Annotated in this window: 25 protein-coding genes; 23 read left to right on the top strand and 2 right to left on the bottom strand. The window is 31.0% G+C overall.

Annotation, left to right across the window (positions count from 1 at the left end; translation table 11 throughout):
- Positions 1-128: 128 nt before the first annotated feature.
- Positions 129-1,220: a CinA family protein gene (locus ACOTVC_RS06975; protein ID WP_421628107.1), complete on the bottom strand. Its 1,092-nt coding sequence runs from the start codon at positions 1,218-1,220 to the stop codon at positions 129-131.
- A 100-nt stretch (positions 1,221-1,320) separates the two neighbouring features.
- Here ACOTVC_RS06975 and ileS point away from each other — a divergent pair, with 100 nt between their 5' ends.
- From ileS to ACOTVC_RS06870, 21 genes are all read left to right on the top strand, one after another.
- Positions 1,321-4,086, top strand: a complete 2,766-nt coding sequence (gene ileS, locus ACOTVC_RS06970; protein ID WP_421628105.1) for an isoleucine--tRNA ligase — start codon at positions 1,321-1,323, stop codon at positions 4,084-4,086.
- 99 nt (positions 4,087-4,185) lie between these two features.
- On the top strand, positions 4,186-5,550 hold the full coding sequence (gene gatA / locus ACOTVC_RS06965; protein ID WP_139452261.1) for an Asp-tRNA(Asn)/Glu-tRNA(Gln) amidotransferase subunit GatA: 1,365 nt from the start codon (positions 4,186-4,188) through the stop codon (positions 5,548-5,550).
- A 10-nt stretch (positions 5,551-5,560) separates the two neighbouring features.
- Positions 5,561-7,012, top strand: coding sequence for an IMP dehydrogenase (gene guaB, locus ACOTVC_RS06960; RefSeq protein ID WP_039618890.1), 1,452 nt, complete (start codon positions 5,561-5,563; stop codon positions 7,010-7,012).
- On the top strand, positions 7,012-7,185 hold the full coding sequence (gene xseB / locus ACOTVC_RS06955; protein WP_039628709.1) for an exodeoxyribonuclease VII small subunit: 174 nt from the start codon (positions 7,012-7,014) through the stop codon (positions 7,183-7,185). The genes guaB and xseB overlap by 1 nt, the downstream gene beginning before the upstream one ends.
- Complete coding sequence (locus ACOTVC_RS06950; protein ID WP_087684775.1) at positions 7,178-7,966, top strand: carbon-nitrogen hydrolase family protein; 789 nt, start codon at positions 7,178-7,180, stop codon at positions 7,964-7,966. Before xseB ends, ACOTVC_RS06950 begins: the two co-directional genes overlap by 8 nt.
- A gap of 36 nt (positions 7,967-8,002) precedes the next feature.
- Positions 8,003-8,260, top strand: coding sequence for a hypothetical protein (locus ACOTVC_RS06945; RefSeq protein WP_087684776.1), 258 nt, complete (start codon positions 8,003-8,005; stop codon positions 8,258-8,260).
- A gap of 202 nt (positions 8,261-8,462) precedes the next feature.
- Positions 8,463-8,768, top strand: a complete 306-nt coding sequence (locus ACOTVC_RS06940) for a hypothetical protein (RefSeq protein WP_421628101.1) — start codon at positions 8,463-8,465, stop codon at positions 8,766-8,768.
- Between the two features lie 77 nt (positions 8,769-8,845).
- A complete protein-coding gene (locus tag ACOTVC_RS06935) occupies positions 8,846-9,976 on the top strand; it encodes an LTA synthase family protein (protein WP_421628099.1) in 1,131 nt (376 codons plus the stop codon).
- Positions 9,977-10,064: 88 nt separating this feature from the next.
- Positions 10,065-11,357 carry a UDP-N-acetylmuramate--L-alanine ligase gene (gene murC, locus ACOTVC_RS06930; protein ID WP_214099577.1) on the top strand — a complete coding sequence of 431 codons (1,293 nt, stop codon included), beginning with the start codon at positions 10,065-10,067 and terminating at the stop codon, positions 11,355-11,357.
- Positions 11,350-11,697, top strand: coding sequence for a hypothetical protein (locus ACOTVC_RS06925; protein WP_039642008.1), 348 nt, complete (start codon positions 11,350-11,352; stop codon positions 11,695-11,697). The genes murC and ACOTVC_RS06925 overlap by 8 nt, the downstream gene beginning before the upstream one ends.
- Positions 11,697-13,895: an endonuclease MutS2 gene (locus ACOTVC_RS06920; protein WP_421628096.1), complete on the top strand. Its 2,199-nt coding sequence runs from the start codon at positions 11,697-11,699 to the stop codon at positions 13,893-13,895. The genes ACOTVC_RS06925 and ACOTVC_RS06920 overlap by 1 nt, the downstream gene beginning before the upstream one ends.
- Before the next feature lie 45 nt (positions 13,896-13,940).
- Positions 13,941-14,639: an SIR2 family NAD-dependent protein deacylase gene (locus ACOTVC_RS06915; protein ID WP_421628094.1), complete on the top strand. Its 699-nt coding sequence runs from the start codon at positions 13,941-13,943 to the stop codon at positions 14,637-14,639.
- Positions 14,633-15,226 carry a LysE family transporter gene (locus tag ACOTVC_RS06910; protein WP_039642001.1) on the top strand — a complete coding sequence of 198 codons (594 nt, stop codon included), beginning with the start codon at positions 14,633-14,635 and terminating at the stop codon, positions 15,224-15,226. The genes ACOTVC_RS06915 and ACOTVC_RS06910 overlap by 7 nt, the downstream gene beginning before the upstream one ends.
- Positions 15,227-15,229: 3 nt before the next feature.
- On the top strand, positions 15,230-16,330 hold the full coding sequence (dapE, locus tag ACOTVC_RS06905) for a succinyl-diaminopimelate desuccinylase (protein ID WP_421628091.1): 1,101 nt from the start codon (positions 15,230-15,232) through the stop codon (positions 16,328-16,330).
- Positions 16,331-16,464: 134 nt separating this feature from the next.
- The gene (locus tag ACOTVC_RS06900; RefSeq protein WP_421628090.1) at positions 16,465-16,872 is read left to right on the top strand and encodes a hypothetical protein; all 408 of its coding nucleotides are present in this window, start codon (positions 16,465-16,467) and stop codon (positions 16,870-16,872) included.
- Complete coding sequence (locus ACOTVC_RS06895) at positions 16,860-17,096, top strand: hypothetical protein (protein WP_257935933.1); 237 nt, start codon at positions 16,860-16,862, stop codon at positions 17,094-17,096. The genes ACOTVC_RS06900 and ACOTVC_RS06895 overlap by 13 nt, the downstream gene beginning before the upstream one ends.
- A gap of 157 nt (positions 17,097-17,253) precedes the next feature.
- The gene (gene thiS / locus ACOTVC_RS06890; RefSeq protein ID WP_039618872.1) at positions 17,254-17,445 is read left to right on the top strand and encodes a sulfur carrier protein ThiS; all 192 of its coding nucleotides are present in this window, start codon (positions 17,254-17,256) and stop codon (positions 17,443-17,445) included.
- On the top strand, positions 17,442-18,242 hold the full coding sequence (thiF, locus tag ACOTVC_RS06885; protein WP_214099571.1) for a thiamine biosynthesis protein ThiF: 801 nt from the start codon (positions 17,442-17,444) through the stop codon (positions 18,240-18,242). Before thiS ends, thiF begins: the two co-directional genes overlap by 4 nt.
- A complete protein-coding gene (locus tag ACOTVC_RS06880) occupies positions 18,242-19,000 on the top strand; it encodes a thiazole synthase (RefSeq protein ID WP_087690201.1) in 759 nt (252 codons plus the stop codon). The genes thiF and ACOTVC_RS06880 overlap by 1 nt, the downstream gene beginning before the upstream one ends.
- Before the next feature lies 1 nt (position 19,001).
- On the top strand, positions 19,002-20,135 hold the full coding sequence (gene thiH / locus ACOTVC_RS06875; RefSeq protein ID WP_421628087.1) for a 2-iminoacetate synthase ThiH: 1,134 nt from the start codon (positions 19,002-19,004) through the stop codon (positions 20,133-20,135).
- The gene (locus ACOTVC_RS06870) at positions 20,125-20,739 is read left to right on the top strand and encodes a thiamine phosphate synthase (protein ID WP_039618864.1); all 615 of its coding nucleotides are present in this window, start codon (positions 20,125-20,127) and stop codon (positions 20,737-20,739) included. Before thiH ends, ACOTVC_RS06870 begins: the two co-directional genes overlap by 11 nt.
- A gap of 4 nt (positions 20,740-20,743) precedes the next feature.
- Here ACOTVC_RS06870 and ACOTVC_RS06865 read toward each other — a convergent pair whose 3' ends face one another.
- Positions 20,744-22,105 carry a DASS family sodium-coupled anion symporter gene (locus tag ACOTVC_RS06865; RefSeq protein WP_039618862.1) on the bottom strand — a complete coding sequence of 454 codons (1,362 nt, stop codon included), beginning with the start codon at positions 22,103-22,105 and terminating at the stop codon, positions 20,744-20,746.
- A gap of 197 nt (positions 22,106-22,302) precedes the next feature.
- Between ACOTVC_RS06865 and mapA the strand changes: the two genes are divergently transcribed.
- Together mapA and ACOTVC_RS06855 are read left to right on the top strand one after the other, a co-directional pair.
- The gene (gene mapA / locus ACOTVC_RS06860) at positions 22,303-22,950 is read left to right on the top strand and encodes an outer membrane lipoprotein MapA (RefSeq protein WP_039641984.1); all 648 of its coding nucleotides are present in this window, start codon (positions 22,303-22,305) and stop codon (positions 22,948-22,950) included.
- Complete coding sequence (locus tag ACOTVC_RS06855) at positions 22,947-23,528, top strand: ComF family protein (RefSeq protein ID WP_214116284.1); 582 nt, start codon at positions 22,947-22,949, stop codon at positions 23,526-23,528. The genes mapA and ACOTVC_RS06855 overlap by 4 nt, the downstream gene beginning before the upstream one ends.
- The last annotated feature ends 9 nt before the right edge of the window (positions 23,529-23,537 follow it).

Genomic DNA, 23,537 nt, shown 5'->3' with positions numbered 1-23,537 from the left:
AAAACTAATGAGTATTATATAAAGCTTGATGCAGCTAGAGCATTACATCAATACAAATACGATGATGATCATAGAATGAAATTATATTTAAGTGGTGGGGTGTATTTTTAACTACACCACTTTTATAATTAAACCCCAAAGAAAATTTCAGGTTTTAATCTAAGCATTAAACAATATGCAGCCAAACTAGCTTGTTCTCTTGTGTAGTTTCTATTGCCTTGTATGTGAATGCATTCTTGTAAAAAGGTTCCATCTTTATACATAGCTCCTATATAGATGGTGCCTGCTTTGGTGTTTTTATCATTTTCTTCTCCAGCCACTCCACTAAGTGCTAAAGCAAAATCACAATTTGTAGTTTTAAAAACCCCTTTTAGCATAAAATAAATACAACGATCAGAGTATTCTCCAACACTTTCTAAGGTATCATTGCTCACCCCAAGCCAAGAATTTTTCAAACGATTAGAATAAGTGATCAAAGAACCCTCAAATACACTAGAAATTCCTGAATTTTCAGCAAACTTTGAAGCACAAAGTCCAGCCGTGCAACTTTCTGCAAAGGAAATTTTTAAGTTTTTTTCCAAAAGTTTTTTAGCTATAAATTTAATAGGATCATTCCCTAAAAATACTTTGCCTGTAAAAAGTTTAAAAACTCCTTTTAAAAAGCCTTCTAGTTTTCCATACTGACTAGCGCTTGCTCTAATGCAAATGAGATTATCTAACAATGCACTTGAGCTAGTTTGAATTTCAAAAGAGGTAGTAAGCGTATTAAGTAAGATATTTGCACTCGTTTCATCTATATCTAAAAGACAAAAATACGCATAGTCAAGCTCAGGATTTTGTAAAATTAAAGGCAATTTTTGCTCTATATTTATGTTTAATAAATTAATATGACATTGCTCAAAAGAACTTAAAAAGGAATTTTTTTTACGCAAAGCTTTTGAAGGCACCAAGGTGTCATTTTCTAATATTAAAACATCATCATTTAAGGTTGCTATGATTTTAGCTATGGTTGTATAGTATTCGTTAATGCTAAAAATGGTTATATAGTTATATTCTTTAGAAAGTTTTTCAAGTAAAAAAGGAAGTTCTTTATCAGGTTTGTTTATAAATTTTAGTTCATGAAGTTCTAAAAATTGTTTTTTGTATTCTTCTTGTATATAATTCATATAATTTTCATTGATAATAATTTCACTACCTATAATGATGATAAGATGTTTCATGGTTTTCCTTTTTTTCTTGCGATTATAACAAAAAAATAAGTGCAAATTAAAAGTATTTTAAGTAGAATTTACTATTTTTAAATTTTTCAAGGTGGATTATATGGATTATAAAGATACGCTATTGCTTCCAAATACGACTTTTGCAATGCGTGCAAATTTAGCAGAGCTTGAGCCTAAGCGTTTTAACAAGTGGTTTGAAAACAACTATGCTTATGATAAAATGAAACAAAAAAGACAAGGGGTAAGTGAGAGTTTTACTCTGCATGATGGCCCTCCTTATGCAAATGGACATTTGCATATTGGCCATGCTTTAAATAAAATTTTAAAAGATATCATCATAAAAATGCATTATTTTCAAGGTAAAAAAGTGCGTTTTACTCCGGGTTGGGATTGTCATGGTTTGCCGATAGAGCAGCAAGTAGAAGTTAAGCTTAAAGATAAAAAGCAAAGTTTAAGCAAAAAAGAAATTCGTGAGTTTTGTAGAGAGCATGCGAGAGAATTTGTAAATATTCAAAGAGATGAATTTAAGTCTTTGGGTGTGATTGCTGATTGGGATGAGCCATACTTGACTATGAAAAATGCTTTTGAAGCTGACATTTACAAAGCTTTATGTAAAATCGCTAAAAAAGGACTTTTACTAGAAAGAAGTAAGCCCGTTTTTTGGAGCTGGGCTGCTAAGAGTGCGTTAGCAGAAGCTGAAGTAGAGTATGAAGACAAAGAAGATTATTCTATTTTTGTAGCATTTGAGCTTGATAAAACTTCCCTTGAAAAATTAGGAGTTGAAAAAGCAAAAGCAGTGATTTGGACTACCACGCCTTGGACTTTACCAGCAAATCAAGCTATATCTTTAAATCCAAATGAAAAATATGTTATCACTGAAGAAGGTTATATTTTTGCTAAAGCTTTGCTTGAAAATATGATCAATAAAAACTTCACTCAAGGAAAAATTCAAAAAGAACTTTTAGGTGTTGAATTTGAAAATTTAAGTGCTATTAATCCACTCAATCAAAGAAAATCCACTCTTATTTTAGGTGATCATGTTTTAATGGAAGGTGGTACAGGGCTTGTGCATACTGCACCAGGACATGGTGAGGATGATTATTATGTGTGCTTAAAATATGGCATTGAAGTGATTATGCCTGTAGATGATGGTGGGTGTTATGATGAAACACTAAGAGCTAAAGGACTTTTACCAGAGCATTTATTAAGCGAGTTTATAGGACTTCATATTTTTAAAGCAAATGAGCGTATTTTAGAATTGCTTGGCGAAGCTTTGCTTGAGAGTTCTAAATTTACACATTCTTATCCATTTTGCTGGAGAACGCATAAACCGGTTATTTATAGAGCTACAAAACAATGGTTTATCTTAATGGATGAGAAAAAACTAGATGGAAAATCTTTAAGAGAGCTAGCGCTAGAGCAGTTAAATAATGTGAAATTTTACCCAGAAAGTGGGGCAAAAAGACTTAGTTCTATGATAGAAAATCGCCCTGATTGGTGTATATCAAGACAAAGAGATTGGGGTGTGCCTATTGCGTTTTTTAGAGATAAGAACACCAAAGAAGTGATTTTTGATGATGATGTTTTAGATCATTTAGTGGGAATTTTTGAAGCAAATGGAGCTGATGCGTGGTGGGATTTAGAAATAAAAGATTTATTACCTCCAAATAGTAAATATGATCCAAATAATTTAGAAAAAGTTTATGATATTTTAGATGTTTGGTTTGATAGTGGTAGTACTTGGGAAGCAGTATTAAACTCAGCAAGATATGATGCAGGAGAATACCAAGCTTCAATGTATCTTGAAGGAAGTGACCAGCACCGTGGATGGTTTCAAAGCTCACTTTTAATTTCTACCGCGATTAATCATAAAACCCCATATAAAAACATACTTACTCATGGCTTTACCGTAGATGAAAAGGGTCAAAAAATGAGCAAATCTAAGGGTAATGTGATTTTACCTCAAAATGTAGCTAAAAATTATGGGGTAGAAATTTTAAGACTTTGGATAATGCTTAGTGATTATTCAACGGATTTAAAAATTTCAGACAATATATTAAAACAAGTAAGCGAGCAGTATAGAAAGATAAGAAATACTATAAGATTTTTACTTGCAAATACTAATGATATGGAATTTTTAGAAACAAAAAATTTCACACTTTTAGATAAATGGATTTTAATGCGTGCAAAAGTTGCTTTTGAAGCATGTGAAGCTGCTTTTGAAAAATATGAATTTGCAAAAGGCTTTAGTGTGCTTTTAAATTTCTTAAGTGCAGATTTAAGTGGAATTTATTTAGATGTGTGTAAAGATAGATTATATTGTAATGCAAAAGATAATACAAAAAGAGTAAGTGCGCAAAGTGCTATGGTGCTAATAGCTAGAAAACTTTTTGCGCTTTTAGCTCCAAGTTTAACTTATACCATAGATGAAGCATTAGAGCATGCAAATGTGGCTATTAAAGAAAATGCTAAAGATGTGTTTGATTTGGTGTTGAAAAATGGGTTTGATTATGAGTATAAAATCGAAGATGAATTATTTATAAAATCAAGAGAAAAATTCTTTGAGCTTGTTGATGTATTAAAAAAAGATAAAATCATCAAATCAACTTTAGAATTAAGTTTGCAAACAAGCGCAAATGAGCTTTTGAGTGAAGATATTGAAGAAGTAGCTGATTGGTTTATGGTAAGCTCGGTAGAAAGCTTAGATGAAAAAGAAGCTTTGAGTGAGTTTAAAATAGATGATCATAGTTTTAAAATCGTGCGTTCTTCGTTACACAAGTGTCCAAGATGTTGGAAATTTTTAGCAAAAGAAGAAGAATGCTTATGTCCAAGATGTAATAGCGTGGAAAAAGCAAAAAATGTTTGAGCAAGCTTTACCTTTTAGCGTGATAGTGATTACTTTATTAGGCTTTTTATTGATCACGCTTTTTTTGTTTTATTTGGTTAAAAAATTTAAGGATAAATAATGGTAACTTTAAAAGAAGCTTTGAAATTTTCAAATGAAGAATTAGAAAATCTAAAAAAAGAATTAAATGAAAAAGCACATCAGCAAAAGCATTTGGGTGCTTATGTAGAGCAGTTTTTAAATAAAGACTTAAGCACTTCAGGTGCAGGTGTGCCAGTAGCTATAAAAGATAATATTAGTGTAAAGGATTGGGAATTAACTTGTGGTTCTAAAATTTTACAAGGCTATGTGGCTCCTTATGATGCAAGTGCTATTATAAATTTACGTAAAAATAATTTTGCTCCATTTGGAAGATGCAATATGGATGAGTTTGCTATGGGAAGTACGAGTGCGACTTCTTTTTATGGTAAGACTTTAAACCCACTTGATAATGCTAAAGTCCCAGGTGGAAGTAGTGGGGGGAGTGCTGCGGCTGTAGCTGCGGGGATAGCTTTGGCAAGTTTGGGTTCGGATACAGGTGGTTCGGTAAGACAGCCTGCTGCATTTTGTGGTTGTGTTGGTTTTAAGCCAAGTTATGGAAGAGTTAGTAGGTATGGTTTAGCAGCGTATTCTTCAAGTCTTGATCAAATCGGAGTTTTAACGCAAAATGTTGAAGATGCTGCGATTTTATATGATGCTATTGCAGGTTATGATGAAAAAGATAGCACAAGCGCAAACATAGCTTTTGAACCAACCGCGCCAAAACTAAATGCAAATAAAAAGCTAAAAATAGCTGTGATTAAAAACTATGTAGAGCAAACTAATGATGATGTAAAACAAGCCTTATTAAAAACCATAGATATGTTAAAAGCAAATGGCCATGAGATTATATATAAAGACTTAATGGATTCTACATTTGATGTTGCAGCTTATTATATCATAGCAGCGGCTGAAGCAAGTGCAAATTTAAGTCGTTATGATGGTGTAAGATATGGTAGAAGAAGCGAAAAATGTGACAATCTTAGCCAAATGTATGTAAATAGCAGAAGTGAGGGCTTTGGAGAGGAAGTAAAAAGAAGAATTTTACTGGGAACCTTTGTTTTAAGTAGTGGGTATTATGATGCATACTATATCAAAGCACAAAAAGCTAGAAGATTTATCAAGCAAAAATATGAAGAAATTTTAAATGATTGTGATTTGATTTTTATGCCAGTTGCTCCAAGTGTTGCTTTTGGCTTTAACGATATAAAAACTCCAGTACAAATGTACTTAGAAGATGTATTTACTATTTCAGTGAATTTAGCAGGACTTGGTGGCATTAGTGTACCAGTAGGAAAAAATGAAAATGGACTTAATATCTCTGCTCAACTTATATGTAAAGCTTATGATGAGCAAACTTTGTTAGATGGTGCTTTAAGTTTGGAAGAAATTATCAAAAACAAATAAAGGAAAAATTATGAAAATCATCAAACGCGCTTTGACTTTTGAAGATGTTTTGTTAGTTCCTCAATATTCTGAGGTTTTACCTAAAGAAGTGGATATTAAAACAAGGCTTACAAAAAATATCACCTTAAATATGCCTTTAATTTCAGCTGCTATGGATACAGTTACTGAACATAGGGCAGCTATCATGATGGCAAGGCTTGGTGGCATAGGGGTAATCCATAAAAATATGGATATAGCTTCACAAGTTAGAGAGATAAAAAGAGTTAAAAAAAGTGAAAGTGGCGTGATTATGGATCCTATTTATATAGGACCTAAAGCAAGTGTTAAAGAAGCACTAGAACTCATGGCTGAATATAGAATTTCAGGCGTTCCTGTGGTAGATGAGAATAAAACTCTAATAGGAATTTTAACAAATCGTGATTTGAGATTTGAAACTAATTTTGATAACTTAGTAGAAAATGTAATGACAAAAATGCCTTTAATCACTGCTAAAAAAGGCTCTACTTTAGATGATGCAGAAAGGATTTTTTCTACTAATAAGGTAGAAAAGCTTCCTATTGTAGATGAAAATAACCACTTAGAAGGCTTAATCACTATAAAAGATTTAAAAAAACGCAAAGAATATCCAAATTCAAATAAAGACGCCTATGGAAGATTAAGAGTGGCTGCGGCTGTGGGTGTGGGTCAGCTTGATCGCGTAAAGGCTTTAGTGGAAGCTGAAGTTGATGTTATAGTAATGGATAGTGCGCATGGGCATTCTAAAGGGATTATTGATACATTAAAAGCGATTAAAGCTGAGTTTAATGTAGATGTGATAGTAGGAAATGTTGCAAGTGCAAAAGCGGTTAAAGATCTATGTGAGGCAGGTGCGGATGCTATTAAGATAGGTATAGGGCCTGGTAGTATTTGTACTACGCGTATTGTTTCAGGTGTGGGTGTGCCCCAAATTTCAGCTATAGATGAATGTGCAATAGAAGCAAGTAAATACGGTGTGCCAGTAATTGCTGATGGGGGTATAAAATATTCAGGCGATATTGCAAAAGCTATTGCGGCAGGTGCAAGTAGTGTGATGATAGGTTCACTTTTAGCAGGAACTGATGAGAGCCCAGGTGAGTTATTTACTTATCAAGGAAGACAATATAAGAGTTATCGTGGTATGGGAAGTTTGGGAGCTATGCAAAAAGGAAGTTCAGATAGATATTTCCAAGAAGGTACTGCTCAAGATAAACTTGTGCCTGAAGGAATTGAAGGTAGGGTACCTTATGTGGGAAGTATAAAAAGTGTAGTGCATCAACTTTTAGGTGGACTGAGATCTTCTATGGGTTATGTAGGTGCAGTAGATATCAAAGCTTTCCAAGAAAGAGCTGAATTTGTAGAAATCACCGCAGCAGGATTAAAAGAAAGCCATGTGCATGATGTAACTATCACTGCTGAAGCACCAAATTATAAGGTAAGTAATTAATGGAATTTGAAGATCACATCAAACAAGCTGAGCTTTCTTTGGAAAAACTTAACGATAAAGATTTAGACCTTAAAACTTGTGTGGAAATTTATAAAGAAGGTCTAAAAAGTATCAAGCAAGCAAGAACTATGCTTGAAAATGCTAAATTAGAAATCGAGCAAGTAGATGAGTAGTGTTGTGGCTTTACAATTTCCCACTTTGGCTTTGAGTGAATCAAGGCTTGATTATTATCTAAAAGCTGCTAAGGAAAGTGGCGCGAATTTGGTGGTTTTAGGTGAGTATGTTTTAAATAGCTTTTTTAGTGAGCTAAAAACTATGCCAAAAAGTATGATTAAAGAACAAAGTCAAAGCAAAAAAGCAAGCTTGATAAAACTTGCTAAAAAATATGATTTAAACATTATTGCACCATTTATCAGTGTAGAAAATGATGGTTTAAAAAAACTATGCTTAAAAGTAGGCCCACAAAATGTAAAAGTGTATGAACAACAAATTTTAATGCCTTATGTACACTGGAATGAAGAAAAATTTTTTAACAATAAAAAAACTGATAAACTTAAACTTTTTACTTTCACACATGAGGGCTTAAAATGTGCTTTGCTTTTTGGCTTTGAGGCGCATTTTGATATCTTTTGGCAAATGATTATGAAAAAAAAGATAGATTTAGTCATCATTCCTACAGCTAGTACCTTTGAAAGCAATCAAAGATGGCTAGAACTTTTAAAAACAAGAGCTTTTTTAAATTCAACAAGTATTTTAAGAGTTAATCGTATAGGTAATTTAAAGCAAGAAAATGAATGGAAATTTTATGGAGATAGCTTTTTTATCAATGCTTTTGGGGAAGTGCAAGAGCAACTTGGCGATCAAGAAGAAATGCTTGTAGTAGAAGTTAGCAAGGCAAATGAAGCTAGAAATTTATGGGGCTTTGATAAGCTTGTGAAAAATTATGAAGAATAATCTTTTTGGCAAGAAAATATTATTTAAAGGAGTATAATGAGAAAAATTTTATTACAAATTCTTTCTTTTAGTTTTATTTTTATGGGAATTTTTGCTTTAGTTAGGTTTTTGATGATAAAAAATTTAACCAATGAAAGTGAAAATAGCTTAATGGTATATGTATATGGACTAGGTCATGATATGAGAACCTTTAGTGCTATTTTTTTACCTCTATTTTTGTGTGGTTTGTTTTCTTATATAAGTTTGGTTTTCAAAGATAGAAAATATCACGCTATGGGGGGGGGTAATCGCTAAATTTTATATTTATCTTTCTAGTTTTTATGTAGCTTTTATAGCTTTTGTTGTTTTAATTTCTGCGTTTATACATTATTATTATTTTCAACTTTATGCAAGCAAAATTGATATTTTTATTTTTGGTTTAAAAGATGATAATACTAAGGCGATATTATCTATAGTTTTTTCTGATTATCCCATTATAAAAGCATTGTTATTAGCTGTGATTTTTAGTATATTTTGTTTTTATCTTAATATTAAAATTCTTAGCTTAAAACTAGAGACTATTAAAGTAAAACTAGTATTTTTTGTTTTATTAAACATTTTACTAATTTATGCTTATGTTGTAGCGCTAAGAGGACATTTTACTTATAATGCATTGAGAGCTTCAAGTTATGAATTTAGCACTATAAAAGCTTTTAATGAAATTTCTACAAATCCTTTAATGGCTTTTTCATGGGCATATAAAGAGTATAAAAATCAACAAGAATTTAAAAGCGTAGATATAAAACAGCTTAATCACAACTAGAAGAAAAGCTTTTTCCTATATTTGATACTACTTTAGCACATCAAAATCATGCTAAAAATCATATTTATATTAATATCATGGAAAGTTTTGGTTTAAATTTAGCTGAGTTTAGCACTGAAAAAATTAATCTTTTGGGAAATTTAAAAAAACATTTTGAGCAAGATGTTATTTTCACTAGATTTTTGTCCAGTGCAAACAACACCATAGAAAGTTTTAATCGTTTGGTTTTTTTAAGTCCAAATATTATTTCAAACGGATTATATCAAAAAGAAAAATTAGCCTTCACGCCTTTGCAAATTTATAAAAATGCAGGGTATAAAATAGTTTTTGTTTATAGTGGTAATGCTTCTTGGTATAATCTTGGCAATTATTTTAAAAATCAAGGTGTAGATGAAATCATAGATGAAAATACACTGATGCAAGATTTTCCACAAGCTAGAAAAACAAAACATAAATACGGTATAGCTGATGAGTTTATGTATAAAAAAATATATTCTATATTTGAAAATGCTAAAAATCCTACGCTAGTTATTTCTCTTAGTATTTCTACTCATAGACCTTATATACACAAAAGCAAAACACAACTTATTGATGAGAACGCTTTAGATGAAAAGATATTAAATCAATTTATTATCAGTGATTCTATAGGTGCTTTAAATGCTTATGCGTATGCAAATGATGAATTTGGAAAATTTTTAGATCGCATAAAAGAAAGTAGTTTGAGAGAAAATATTATTGTTGCTGCTACAGGTGATCATAGATTTAGAGATATTAAGATGGATATAAAATCCCAAAAAGCTTTTGCTTATAGTGTGCCTTTTTATTTATATATTCCAAAGTATTTAAAAAATGATATTTATTATGATAAAAATCGTGTGGGTTCGCATAAGGATATTTTTCCAACACTTTATAATCTTACTCTTAGCAACACAAAGTATTTAAGTCTAGGTGGAAGAAATATGTTAGCACCTATAAAAAATGAAAAATTAGAATTTGGTTTTAATGAGCTTGTTTGGATTGATCAAAATGGAGTGTATGATGGAAATAATGGTTATTATTTTGAAAATAATACTAGCATAAAAGATACAAATAAAGCTTTTGAGTTAGATTTATATCATAAAAATTTTTCAAAAAAATATAAAGAGTTATTTCAAAAGCAATTAAATTATAGACTAGTCAACCTCAAAACATCAAATGATAGTGATTAGATTTTATCTCTAAGGGCTTTTTATATTTTATTTTTAGTAAATAAATGATAGAATTTTGCCTTAAATTTTCAAAAAATTTGAGGCAAGAATGCAAAAAATTCATTTTATAGGTATAGGTGGTATTGGAATTTCAGCTTTGGCGAGATTTTTAAAAGAACAAGGCTTTAAGATTAGTGGTTCTGATATCAAAGAAAGTAAAATCACAAAAGAATTAGAAAAAGAAGGCATAGATATAAAAATTCCTCATCATAAAGACAATGTCAAAGATGTGGATTTAGTGGTGTATTCAGCTGCTATCAAAGAAGACAATGAAGAATTAATCAGCGCAAAAAAGCAAAACATCACAACGCTTTCAAGAAAAGAAGCCTTACCTATGATTTTAAAAGACAAAAGAGTTTTTGCAGTTGCGGGAGCTCATGGCAAAAGTACAACTTCAAGCATTTTAGCAAGCTTGATAGAAGCTTCTGTGATCATTGGTGCAGTGTTAAAAGAAAGCGGCACTAATATGCTTTATAAAGAAAGTGAAAATCTCATCTTTGAAGCTGATGAGAGTGATAGTTCTTTTTTAAACTCAAATCCTTATTTGGCTATAGTGACTAATGTTGAAGCAGAACATTTAGATCATTATGGAAACGATCTTGCAAGATTACATAAAGCTTATGAAGACTTTTTGCATTTGTCTAAAATTCAAGTGATTAATGCTGAAGATGAATTTTTGTCAAGCTTAAATTTAAATAACGCTAAAAAGCTTTACCCAAGTAAAGATATCACAAATATTTATATGAAAGTAGAAAATTTTAAGCCAAAAACCTATTTTACACTTAAAGATTTAGGTGAATTTAGTGTTTTTGGTATGGGTGAGCATGTAGCGATGGATGCTGCTTTGGCTATTTTGGCTGCGAGTGAATTTATAAATATAGAAGAGCTAAAAACTAAGCTTTTAAAATATCAAGGGATTAAAAAAAGATTTGACATTTTGTTTGCAAATGAAAATATGGCTTTGATTGATGATTATGGACACCATCCAACAGAAATCAAAACAACACTTAAAGCAGCAAGTGAGTATGCAAGGCTAGCTGGATATAAAAAAATCATAGCTATTTTTGAGCCTCATCGTTATACACGTTTAAGCGCAAATATAGAGTATTTTAGCGAGGTTTTAGCAAATGTTGATGAGCTTTATATTTTACCTGTGTATGCAGCAGGGGAAACTAAAATAGAAATTAATATGCAAAAACACTTCCCAAAAGCCAAATTTATAAAAGAAATCAAAAGAGAAGAAAGCGCTATTTATCTTGATGATGAGTTGATTGAAAATGGTTTGGTAATTGGTTTTGGTGCGGGAGATATAAGCTCAAAGCTTAGGGGTAAGTATGTTTAAGATTTTTTTATATACCTTAGCTTTTTTTGCGATTTTACTTTTTTTCATTTTTTTGCGTAAAAAAATAGGTAAGATTAGTAATTATCTTTTGATTTTAGTGTTGATTTTGATGATTGCTTTTGCGATTAAATTTGAGTTAAGTGCCACAAGAAGTGGGGTTTTAAAAAAAGAAACACTCAATGCATTCTTGCAAGGACAAAGTTTAATTTGTAAAGATGTTAATGTCACCAAAGAGTATTTTAACTTTGAACATGGAACACAAAGTTTTATTTCAAATGGTAAAAACAAACAATTTAAAGCCTATGTTTTTGATATAAAAGATTGCAAGGTAGATAAATAATGCAAGAGCAATTTTTTAAAAAGCTAGATTTAGATGGCTATATAGAAGATTTTAGGGGGCTTTTTGCAAGAGATAAAGAAATTTTTTTACAAGGTGATAGCAAGCTTCATTATAAAAGGATCAACGAGCTTTCTCTGATTGATTTTAATCCTCCGCCTATGATAGAAGAGTTAAATAGTGCTTTAACTCATCTTAGCAAGCAAGGAATTTTACATTTAAGTCAAAGCTTTGAATTTATTAAAATCTGTATGTATTTTAGATACTTAAAGGGCTTAAAATTTGAAGAAAGCTTAAAAGAATGGCTTTTAAAAATAGAAATTCCGCAGGCTATTTTGGAGCTTTTTGAGTATTTTGATGAAAAGGGTGAGATTAAAGAAGGTGTTGATGAAAGACTTGTTAATCTAAATTTAGCTCTAAAAATGAAAAAAGAAAGCTTGGTAACTGAGTTTAAAAAACTTACTTATACTAAAAATCTTAGTGCGTATTTAATTGATACTCAAATCCATCTTATCAATGGTATGGAAGCTTTGCTTTTACGCGGTGGGTTTAATCATGTCTTAAAAGCAAAAATCATAGGTAGAAGTAGTGGTGGTGGATTTTATGTGGTGCCTTTGAGTGTAGAAAAAATCCAAAGTCAAATAGATGAAATCAAAGATGCCAAAGAAGAAATTTTTTATGAATATGCTAAAAAAATCAGCTTGATTTTTTATAAAAATTTGATGTTTTTGAAATTTATCAATAATGCTTTTGATTTATTTGATCATTATAGCGCTAGAGTTTTGATGGCTAAAAAACATGATTATGAGTTTGTTTTAGCTGATAGTTCTAATAATTTAAGTTTATATAACTTCGCTCATCCGGCTTTAAAAAATGCAAAAAGCGTTAATATAGAGTTTAATAAAAAAGTTTTAATCATCACAGGTGTAAATGCAGGTGGTAAGTCTATGCTTTTAAAAGGAATTTTAAGTGCAGCTTTACTTGCAAAGCATTTGCTTCCTATGAGAATTAATGCACAAAAAAGCCAAATAGGAAATTTCAAAGAATTTGATGCGATTTTAGAAGATCCACAAAATGTAAAAAATGATATTTCTACTTTTGCAGGAAGAATGCTGTATTTTTCTAAGCTTTTGGGTAAGAAAAATGTTTTATTAGGGGTTGATGAGATAGAGCTTGGGACAGATTTTGAAGAAGCTGCGTGTTTATATACTGAGCTTATTTCTAAGCTTTTAGAACAAGATAATAAAATCATCATTACAACCCACCACAAACGCCTTGCTATGCTTTTGGCGAAAAATTCACAAGTAGAACTCATCGCTGCTTTGTATGATGAAGAATTATCACACCCAAAATATGAGTTTTTAAAAGGTACCATAGGTAAATCTTATGCATTTGAAACAGCTTTAAGATATGGCATAAGTGCAAATTTAGTGCAAAATGCTAAAAAGCTTTATGGGGAAGATAAAGAAAATTTAGAAGAAATGGTAAGTAAAAATATCAATCTTGAACTTTCTTTACGCAAAAAAAATGAAGAGCTTGAGAAAAAAGAAGCTAAGGTAGATGAAATTTTACTTTCACTTAAAGATCAAAAAGAAAAAAACGATCAAGAATTTAAAAAGCTTATTTCTAATTTAGAATTTAAATATCACAAAGCCATAGAAGAAGCTAAAAAAACGATAAATCTAAAAGATATTAAAGAAAAACAAAGAAGTTTAAACAAAGCCAATGGGCTTAAAAAAAGCATTGTTTTGCCAAGTATGGAGCAAAATGAAGAGCTTAGAGTTGGGGATTTTGTTAAATATGAAAAAATCAAAGGTAAAATCACAGCTGTTTCAAAAAATGATGCGATGATTCAAAGTGATGGCTTGAGTTTGCGTGTACCATTAAAGCTTCTTAAAAAAAGCAATCAAACCCCTACACAAAAGGTAAAATCAAGTGTCAATATAACCCGTCCAAGTGCTTTAAATATGACTTTAGATTTACACGGTTTAAGAAGCGATGAGGCGCTTGAAAGATTAGATAAATTTATCTCTGATGCTTTGATAGTGGGTTTTGATGAGGTGATAGTTTATCATGGTATAGGCACGGGAAAACTGGCTTTTGCGGTAAAAGAGTTTTTAAAAGCCCACAAAAGTGTAAAAAGCTTTAGTGATGCTCCGATTAATCAAGGCGGTTTTGGTGCTAAGGTGGTTAAGCTTTAAGTAAAATTATAGTAAAACCTTTAAAACAATAATGAGGTTTATTAAATGAAACAAGTGATGATTTTAAGTGGAGCAGGTTTGTCTGCTCCAAGTGGTATAAAAACTTTTAGAGCTAGCGGTGGATTATGGGAAGAGCATGATGTGATGGAAGTTTGCTCTGCAACTGGCTTTAGAAAAAATCCTAAAAAAGTTTTGGAATTTTATAATAAAAGAAGAAAAGAACTAGCTAGTGTTAAGCCAAATCACGCACATAAAATCATCGCTTTATTAAAACAAAAATTTCCAAAACAAATTAGCATTTTAACGCAAAATGTAGATGATTTACTAGAGCGGGCAGGCTGTGAAGAAGTGGTGCATTTGCATGGCTTTTTACCTGAGCTTAGGTGTTTAGAGTGTGAAAATATTTTTAACATAGGCTATGAAAGTAGTGATGATAAAATTTGTCCTAAATGTCAAAGCAAAAGTGTAAGGCACAATATCGTGATGTTTGAAGAAATGGCACCAAATTATAAAATTTTATATGAAAAATTACAAAATTGTGATTTATTTGTATGTATAGGCACAAGTGGGCAGGTTTTACCCGTGGGAGAATATGCAAGAGTATGTAAGCAAAGTATATTAAATAATCTTGATGAGGATAAATATTTAGAAAGTAATTTCACAAAAGTTTATATAGAAGATGTTTGCTCGGCTATTGATAAAATCAAAACTGATATAGAAAATTTCTTGGAAGAAAAATGCTAGAAGTAATCTTACAAGGTATAGTTTTAGGTATGGGTGTGTCTGTGCCTTTTGGGCCTGTGAATATTTTGATCTTAAATACTGCTTTATCTTCTTTTAAAAATGCTTTTTGTGTTGGGCTTGGCGCTTTAAGTGCTGATATACTTTTTTTGATTTTGATTAATCTTGGGCTTTTAAGCTTTGCAAATAATGAATTTTTTTATAAAATACTAGCTGTTTTTGGCTTTTTCTTTTTGAGTTTTATGGTATTTTTAATGCTAAGAAAAACGAGAAAAGTCGATCTTAACAAGGTAAATAAAACACATCCTTTAAAAGGTTTTAGTAAAGGATTTTTATTAAATGTTACAAATCCTTATGTTATAGGCTTTTGGGTAAGTGTAGCAGGGCTTAGCATGCAGAGTAAAAACTCTTTTGCCTTGCTTTTTGGTTTGGTGGGTTTTATTGTGTTTTGGATTTTTACTTTATCGTTTTTTGTGTCTAAATTCAAAGCCCTTGTGAAAAACAAACATATATTTTATATCAATCTTTTTTCAGCATTTATTTTAGAGTATTTTGCTCTTTCTATGCTGTATAAAGCTTTTATAGGATAAAACATGCAAGTAGTTGAAATTTTTAAAGAATTGAGCAAATTTAAATCCATCACCCCAGATGATGATGGAGCGTTAAATTATATCGCAGTGGAGTTAAGTGATTTTGAAGCTTTTTTTATAGAAAAAGAAGGTGTGAAAAATCTTTTGCTGACTAAAAAATTTAGTGATGATGGGGAACATTTGGCTTTTGGCGGGCATGTGGATGTAGTGCCTGCGGGAGAGGGTTGGAGTAGTGATCCTTTTGAGCCTTTAGAAAAAGATGGGTTTATCTATGTAAGAGGCGCGCAAGATATGAAAAGTGGCGTGGCTGCTTTTATGTGTGCGGTTAAGGAAGTAGAAAATTTTAAAGGAAGAATTTCATTAATTTTAACAAGCGATGAAGAAGGTGAGGCTAAATTTGGCACGCTTGAAGTGCTTAAATTTATGCAAGAAAAAGATATGCTACCTGATTTTGCTGTGGTTGCTGAGCCAACTTGTGATAAAAAATTTGGAGATAGTATTAAAATAGGGCGTCGTGGTTCTATCAATGCAAAATTACTTATCAAAGGTAGGCAAGGCCATGTAGCATACCCGCAAAAATGCATTAATCCTGTGCATAATTTTGCTTCTGCTTTGAAATTTTTAGCAGGATTTGATCTTGATCCAGGTGATGAGGTATTTGCACCATCTAAAATCGTTATTACTGATATACGCGGTGGTATGGAAGTGTGTAATGTAACTCCAAGTGATTTAAAATTGATGTTTAATGTGAGAAATTCTCCACAAACTAGCTTAGAAGATGTAAAAGCTTATGTAGAAAAGACTTGCGAAGGGCTTGATTATGAGTTGTGCTTGGATCAAAGTTCAAAGCCTTTTTTAACACAAAGTGATTCTAAAATCGTACAAAAACTAAATGAAAGTGTGCAAAAAATCACTCAAGTAGTGCCAGAACTTAACACCAAAGGTGGCACAAGCGATGCAAGATATTTTGCTGAGTTTGGTGTGAAGGTAGTAGAATTTGGCGTGTGCAATGATAGAATTCATGCTATTGATGAAAGAGTAAGTATAGAAGAGCTTGAAAAATTGTATTTAGTTTTTAAGGATTTGATAGAAAATTTTAACTAGGAGAAAACATGGATGTAATAGGAATTTAGAGTAGCCTCTCATTTAAGAGTACCTTGCAGCTACCGGCAAGTTAGCCCTCTAAACTTCTAAAATTATATCATTAATTTTTTAAAATGGAATTAATAGGAAGTAAAATGTCTTTTGAGCTTGATGTAAGTAGCTATGAAAAAATAGAAAAGCTATTTATCAATTTTAAATTAAAATGTGATTTTAAATTTAGAATGATACAAGGGATCAATGTTTTGCATTTTGGATATTTGTGGGGAGCTTGCAAAGAAGCACAAAAGATTTTAGAAAAAAATCAAAAATGTGAAGATTTGTTTGAGCTAATTATGAAAATTTATTCCAAAAGACGAAAAAATCATCAAGCAAATTTTTTACTTTTACAATGTTATGAAAATGCTCTAAGAAGTACTTTAGCAGTAAAAATAGCAAATTTGCATAATAAGTTAGATGATGATTGGTTTAAATCTAGTGAAGAAGTTTTTAATCCTGCTTTGAAAAATCTTTTAAAAAAAGTTAAAAAGAGATGCAAAAAATAGATGAATATAATAGTACTTGGCAAATTTTTGATGATTTTTGTTTGATTGATTTAGAAGAGATATTGATAGATCATTGGAGTGAATTTGCTTATATATTTAAAGATAAAAAAATATATAAAAATCAACCCTTGCCAAGTTTTGGCACCAAAGAACATCTTAAGACAAAGCTAAGTCAAATAAGAAAAGCTAGAAATGAAACTATCATAATAAACCTACAAAAATAAAATTTAAAAAAGATTTGGAAATTTTACTTTTGAGACTTGGTTATAATTTAGAAGATGCTATTGATATTGGGGAGATAAAAGAAGCTATCATTTTAAGATTTAATTATAATAGTGCAAGCGATTAAGTATTTTAAGTAAAATAGATAAAAGGTTTCAAATGATTATCAATGGGCAAAAGCTTGAGTTAAAAGAGCTTAGATTTATGGATTATATTAAAGAAAAGCAATTAAAAATAGAATTTATCGCTTTAGAATTAAACGGAGAAATTATCCCAAGGGATAAATTTGAAAATTTAATTTTAAAAGAAAATGATAAAGCAGAAATTGTTACTTTTGTAGGTGGTGGTTGATGAGAATTAAATTTAATGGTAGCGTGATAGACACGCATTTTAAAAATACTTTGGATTTTTTTCAAAGTGTGAGTAAAAATGAAAATGATGTATGGATAATCAATGGTTTTGCGACAAAAGAAAGTTTGAAACTAAAAGAAAATGATGAGCTTTTTTGTATAGAAAAAAATACTTTACCCCCATATGAAGCTCTTGATGCGATGATGAGGGCAAGACACACTCCAAAGCTTCATGATAAACTTAAAAAGGCAAGTGTAGCGGTGTGTGGGCTTGGTGGGCTTGGTTCGCATATAGCTATAAATTTAGCAAGAAGTGGGGTTGGTAGGCTTCATTTGATTGATTTTGATGTGGTGGAACCAAGCAATCTTAACCGCCAAGCTTATATAGTGGAAGATTTGGGTAAATTTAAGGCTGAAGCTTTAAAAGATCAAATTAGTAAGATTAATCCTTTTATAGAAGTATTTGCACAAGTTTTAAAAATAGAAAAAGAAAATATAGCCGAACTTTTTATAAATGATGATATAGTTTGTGAAGCCTTTGATAATGCAAAATACAAAGCCCTTTTAGCGCAAAATTTTCACCAATACTATCCTCAAAAAACATTAATTTGTGCTTCTGGCTTAGCAGGATATGGCGATAGTAACAGCATACAAACAAGAAAAATAGCAAAAAACTTTTATGTTTGCGGTGATTTAAAAAATGAGGCAAAAGTAGGCAATGGACTTATGGCACCGCGTGTAAATATTTGTGCAGGACATCAAGCAAATTTAGTTTTAGAACTTTTAGCGAGTGAGTAATGGAAAAATTAAAAATAGGAAAATATGAGTTTAATTCTAGGTTTATTTTAGGTTCTGGAAAATTTTCTTTTGATCTTATAAAATCAGCCATTGAAGAGGCAAAAGTTGAGATTATTACCTTAGCTTTGCGTAGGGTAAATGATAAAGGCATAGAAAATATACTTGATTTTATCCCAAAGCATATTAAGCTTTTACCAAATACTTCAGGTGCAAGAAATGCTAATGAGGCATTGCGTATAGCAAGACTTGCAAGAGAGCTTGGTTGTGGAGATATGATCAAGGTTGAAGTAATTAGCGATAGTAAATATTTATTACCGGATAATTATGAAAGTATAAAAGCAGCGGAACTTTTAGCAAATGAGGGTTTTACGCCTTTGGTTTATATGTATCCTGATTTATACGCAGCGCGCGCTATGGCAAGTGCGGGAGCTGCTGCTATAATGCCTCTTGGGGCTCCTATAGGAAGCAATAAAGGCTTAAAAACTAAAGAATTTATACAAATTTTACTTAATGAAATTAACTTGCCTATTATAGTGGATGCGGGCATAGGAAATCCCGCACAAGCTTGCGAAGCTATGCAAATGGGAGTAAGCGCAGTGATGGCAAATACTGCCATAGCCCAAGCTAAAGATGTCGCAAAAATGGCAAAGGCTTTTGCTTTGGCTATAGAGGCAGGATATAATGCGTATTTAGCAGGCATAGCAAATGAAAGCACGCCAAGTGCAAGCTCGCCTTTGAGTGGTTTTTTAAGAGATTAAAATGCAAAAATATCCTCATATGCAAAGTATTGAAAGTGAAATTTTAACTAAGGTTTTAAAGGAAGTTGAAAATTTTGATGAAAGTAAATTTAGCGCTTTTGATGTAAAACAAGCTTTAGTTAAGGATTATCTTAACATAGAAGATTTAAAAGTCTTACTTTCAGGTGCAGCAGAAGATTTCATAGAAGATTTAGCACAAAAATCAAGCAAGATTACTAAAAAATATTTTGGAAATTCCATTTTGCTTTTTACACCTTTATATCTTTCTAATTTTTGCAATAGCAAATGCACTTATTGTGGATTTCAAAAAGGAAATAATATTAAAAGAGCTAAGCTAAATGAGGCTGAAATTCACAAAGAAATGCAAGAGATTAAAAAAAGTGGCTTGGAAGAAATTTTACTCTTAACAGGCGAGGGCAGGGAATATGCTAGCGTAGAATATCTTGCCAAAGCTTGTGAAATAGCAAAAGAGTATTTTAAAGTCGTTGGGATTGAAGTTTATCCTATGAATGTAGATGAGTATGCACTGCTTCATGAAAAGGGTTGTGAATATGTAAGTGTTTATCAAGAAACTTATAATCAAAAAACTTATTCTAAAATTCATATTGAAGGTGAAAAAAGTGTATTTGAGTATCGTTTTCATGCACAAGAGCGAGCGTTAAAAGCGGGTATGAGAGGGGTTGCTTTTGGAGCTTTACTTGGTATAGATGATTTTAGAAGAGATGCTTTTGCCACGGCTTTACATGCGTATTTTTTACAACAAAAATACCCTCATGCTGAAATAGCTTTGTCTATCCCTAGACTAAGACCTATTATTAATAATAAAAAAATTCATCCAAAAGACGTAAGCGAAACAAGACTTTTGCAAGTTTTATGTGCTTATAGATTGTTTTTGCCTTTTGCAAGTATTACGATTTCTACGCGTGAAAGAGTAGGATTTAGAGACGGGGTTATTAAACTTGGAGCTACTAAAATGAGTGCAGGTGTGAGTGTGGGAGTGGGTGGGCATCAAGGCGATAAAAAAGGCGATGATCAGTTTCAAATTAGTGATATGCGTAGTGTTGATGAGGTTTTAGTTATGCTAAAAAATGCAAATTTACAAGCTATAATGAGCGATAGTATTTATGTGGGATAAAAAAATTATTGCTATTAGTGATAGTCAAAATACGCAAGGAGATTTTTTAAATTTTATTGAAAAACTAAGTCAAAGTAGTATTGATGCTTTGGTACTTAGAGAAAAACATTTAGATGAGTTAGAATACGCTAAATTAGCCAAGGAAGTATTAAAAATTTTTAATAAAACTCAAAAGATTTGCTTTTTGCATTATCATTATGAAGCTTGTTTAAAATTAAATCATCAATTTTTTCATGCTCCTTTATTTGTTTTACAAAATTACCCACAAAGCTATAAAAAATTTGAGCTTTTGGGTACTTCCATCCATTCTAAAGAAGAATTAGATTTAGCTTATAAGCTTAAAGTAAGTCATGCTTTTTTTGGGCATGTATTTAAAAGCTCTTGTAAGACTGATTTGGCTCCAAAAGGTATAAAAAATTTAAAAGATTTATTAGAAGTTTCAAAAATACCCATTTATGCCATAGGTGGCATAAATACTCAAACTATAAACTACTTAAAAGATTTAAATTTAGCAGGTATATGTATAAGAGAAGCTTTGTATAAAAGCGAAAATGTAAAAAAATATATTTTAAGATGTAAAGATCTTTTAGTCCAAAAGGACTAAAAGATTATAGCCAGAAGAAATATGCAATCACCGCAAGCGCGATTGAGCAAAAGATGTTTAATATAATACCAACTTTTACCATTTCTTGTTGTTTAATATGTCCTGTACCAAAAACTATAGCATTTGGTGGTGTAGCAACTGGTAGCATGAAAGCACAAGAAGCACCAATGGCAATGATTAAAGCAAGTCCTAAAGCAGGAACACCTAAAGTATCTGCTATAGAGATAAATAAAGGCACAAGCAAGGCTGCTGAAGCGGTGTTTGAGGTAAATTCTGTTAAAAATACTATAAAAAAGGCTACGATTAAACCTATAACAAATAAATGTCCATTTTCTATAAATGAAATAATAGTATCAGCCATAACCTTGCTAGCACCTGAATCTTTTAGTACTACACTTAGAGTAATACCTCCACCAAAGAGCATTAATACACCCCAATCGGTATTTTTTTGTATATTCTTCCAATCAATCACCTTAAAAGCACATACTAAAACAGCTGCAAGTAGGGCGATAATCGCATCAAGATTTGCTATTTTATGTCCAAAAATACTTGTAATGATAGGACCTATATTGCCACTAAAAATCCAAGATAGAGCAACCACTAAAAAGATTATTAAGGTAATGATTCTAGGTCTTGTAAGTTCTATATTTTCAGTGTGTAAATCAACTTGTAGATTAAATTTAGGTTTGAACATAAAATACAAAATTAAAATCATTGCAGGTAAGAAGATTAAAACAATAGGAATACCATATTTTAACCACTGTGCAAAACTAATGTGTAATTGGGTAGCAACAATAGCATTTGGCGGAGTTCCCACTATAGTGCCTATACCACCTATACTTGCACTAAAAGCTATACCTAAAAGGATAAAAACATAAGTATTTCTATCTTTTTCTGGATCAAGTGAAGCTAGCATACCTATGGCAAGTGGAAGCATCATAGCTGCGGTTGCAGTATTACTCATCCACATAGACAAAAATGCAGTAGTGATAAAAATATACAAACTAGAAAGGCCTAAATGCCCTTTTGCTAATGTTAAAATTTTATGTGCGATCAGTTTGTCTAATTTTTGATGATGCATAGCTGCTGCTAGAGCAAAGCCACCAAAAAATAAAAAGATATTTGAATCAGCAAAGCCAGTTAAAGCTTTAGCGGTAGGCAATAATCCTAAAATTGCTGCTAAAACAGGTACTAAAATAGCTGTAATAGTAACATGTAAAGCCTCGCTAAGCCATAAAACGGCGATAAAGATTAATAAAGATAAGCCTTGATTCACTTTGGTTTCACCAAAAGGGGAAAAGTAAAGCAAAGCGATAAATAACACCAAATCAGCAATGACTATGAGTGTTTTTGTATTTGAACTCATTTAACAACTCCTTTAAAATATTGTAGTTTTGTAACATATTCTAAATGAATTTTCATTTAAATGTCAATTTTTATATAATTTTTTTTATATAAAATTCTTCTTGTGTGAAAAAAAGTAAGTTTTAGTAAATTTTATATGTTTTTGGTATAATTTTTGCTGTTTTAAAAAATTAAGAGATAATTCCTAAAGGAAATAAGATGTTTAAAAAATTATTTGTATTTATCTTGGCTTTGTTTTTTAGTGCTTGTGCGGTAAATTCAAAAAATCAAAGTATTGCAAGAGTTAATGAGGTTATAAAAGTTCAAGCAGAGTGCTATGAACCTTCTAATTCTAAGGCTTATGAGGCAAAAATAAAAGGTCTTTTATATATTAGCGATGTTGGGCTAAAATATTGTGGCAACAAAAGAACAATAGACAAAAGTGTTTCTTTGAAAAAAGTATATATTCACAGAGTGTATGATTTAAATGAGAATTTGAAATATGCTTCTTCTAATGGATATAATTATTATATTAATGAAAATTTTAACTACTATTTTTATGTGTTTTTAAAAGAAGAATTAGAAAATAGAGGTATAGTGGTGGTCGAAAATACACAAGATTCTCCTTATGTTTTAAGGGTAGATTTAAGTTTTAACGATTTTTACTCTAAATTTGATTCTAATTCTTTATTTTCAATTATTGCTAGTCAGCTAACATTAAAAGATATTAACACTAGTAAAACTATTAATATCAAAACCAAACAAGAAGTTAAAGGTTTTTATAATATAAAAGATTTACCTTTTTTCACTCAGCTTCTTATTAAACAAGTGGCTAATAAATCCGCAGATATCATTAGTTCTTTGTGAGGTGTTTTAATTGCCATGGATTTTCCTTTGCGAGCTTTTGTCCAGCTTGCAAGGAAGAGCTTTTAGAATATTCTTTGGGTATAAGAGAACTTGAGGGAAATTTTAAAGTTTATTATTTTTATCAATATGAGCAAATTAAACATCTAATTTATTTTAAACACAAATTTCAAGGATATTTTGTTTTAAATGCGCTTGCAAAATTAAGCTTTGCTAAATTTAAAGATTTTTTTCAACCCTCTTGTGAAATTAATGCCATAGCTTTAGATGATAAAACATATAAAAATTACTCTCATACTGCTATTTTAACTAAACATTTAAAAACTCAATTTATAAAGCCTATGTATCATACTTTACAAGCTAATTCAGAATTTAAATATAGTGGAAAAAGTTTGCAATTTCGCAAAGATAATAAAAGAACTTATAAGCTTTTAAAGTGTCCAAAATACCCTGTAATTTTAGTAGATGATGTGGTAACTACGGGTTTAAGTTTGCTTGAAGCAAAAGAGTTTTTAGAAAAAAATAATATCGAAGTGCTTTTTGCTTTAGTTTTAGCTAATGCAAAATTTGATACAATATAGGCATTAATT

Source organism: Campylobacter sp. GB48 (assembly GCF_049221845.1).
GTDB classification, from domain to species: Bacteria; Campylobacterota; Campylobacteria; order Campylobacterales; family Campylobacteraceae; genus Campylobacter_D; species Campylobacter_D lari_C.
This window is presented reverse-complemented; position numbering and strand designations above follow the sequence as displayed.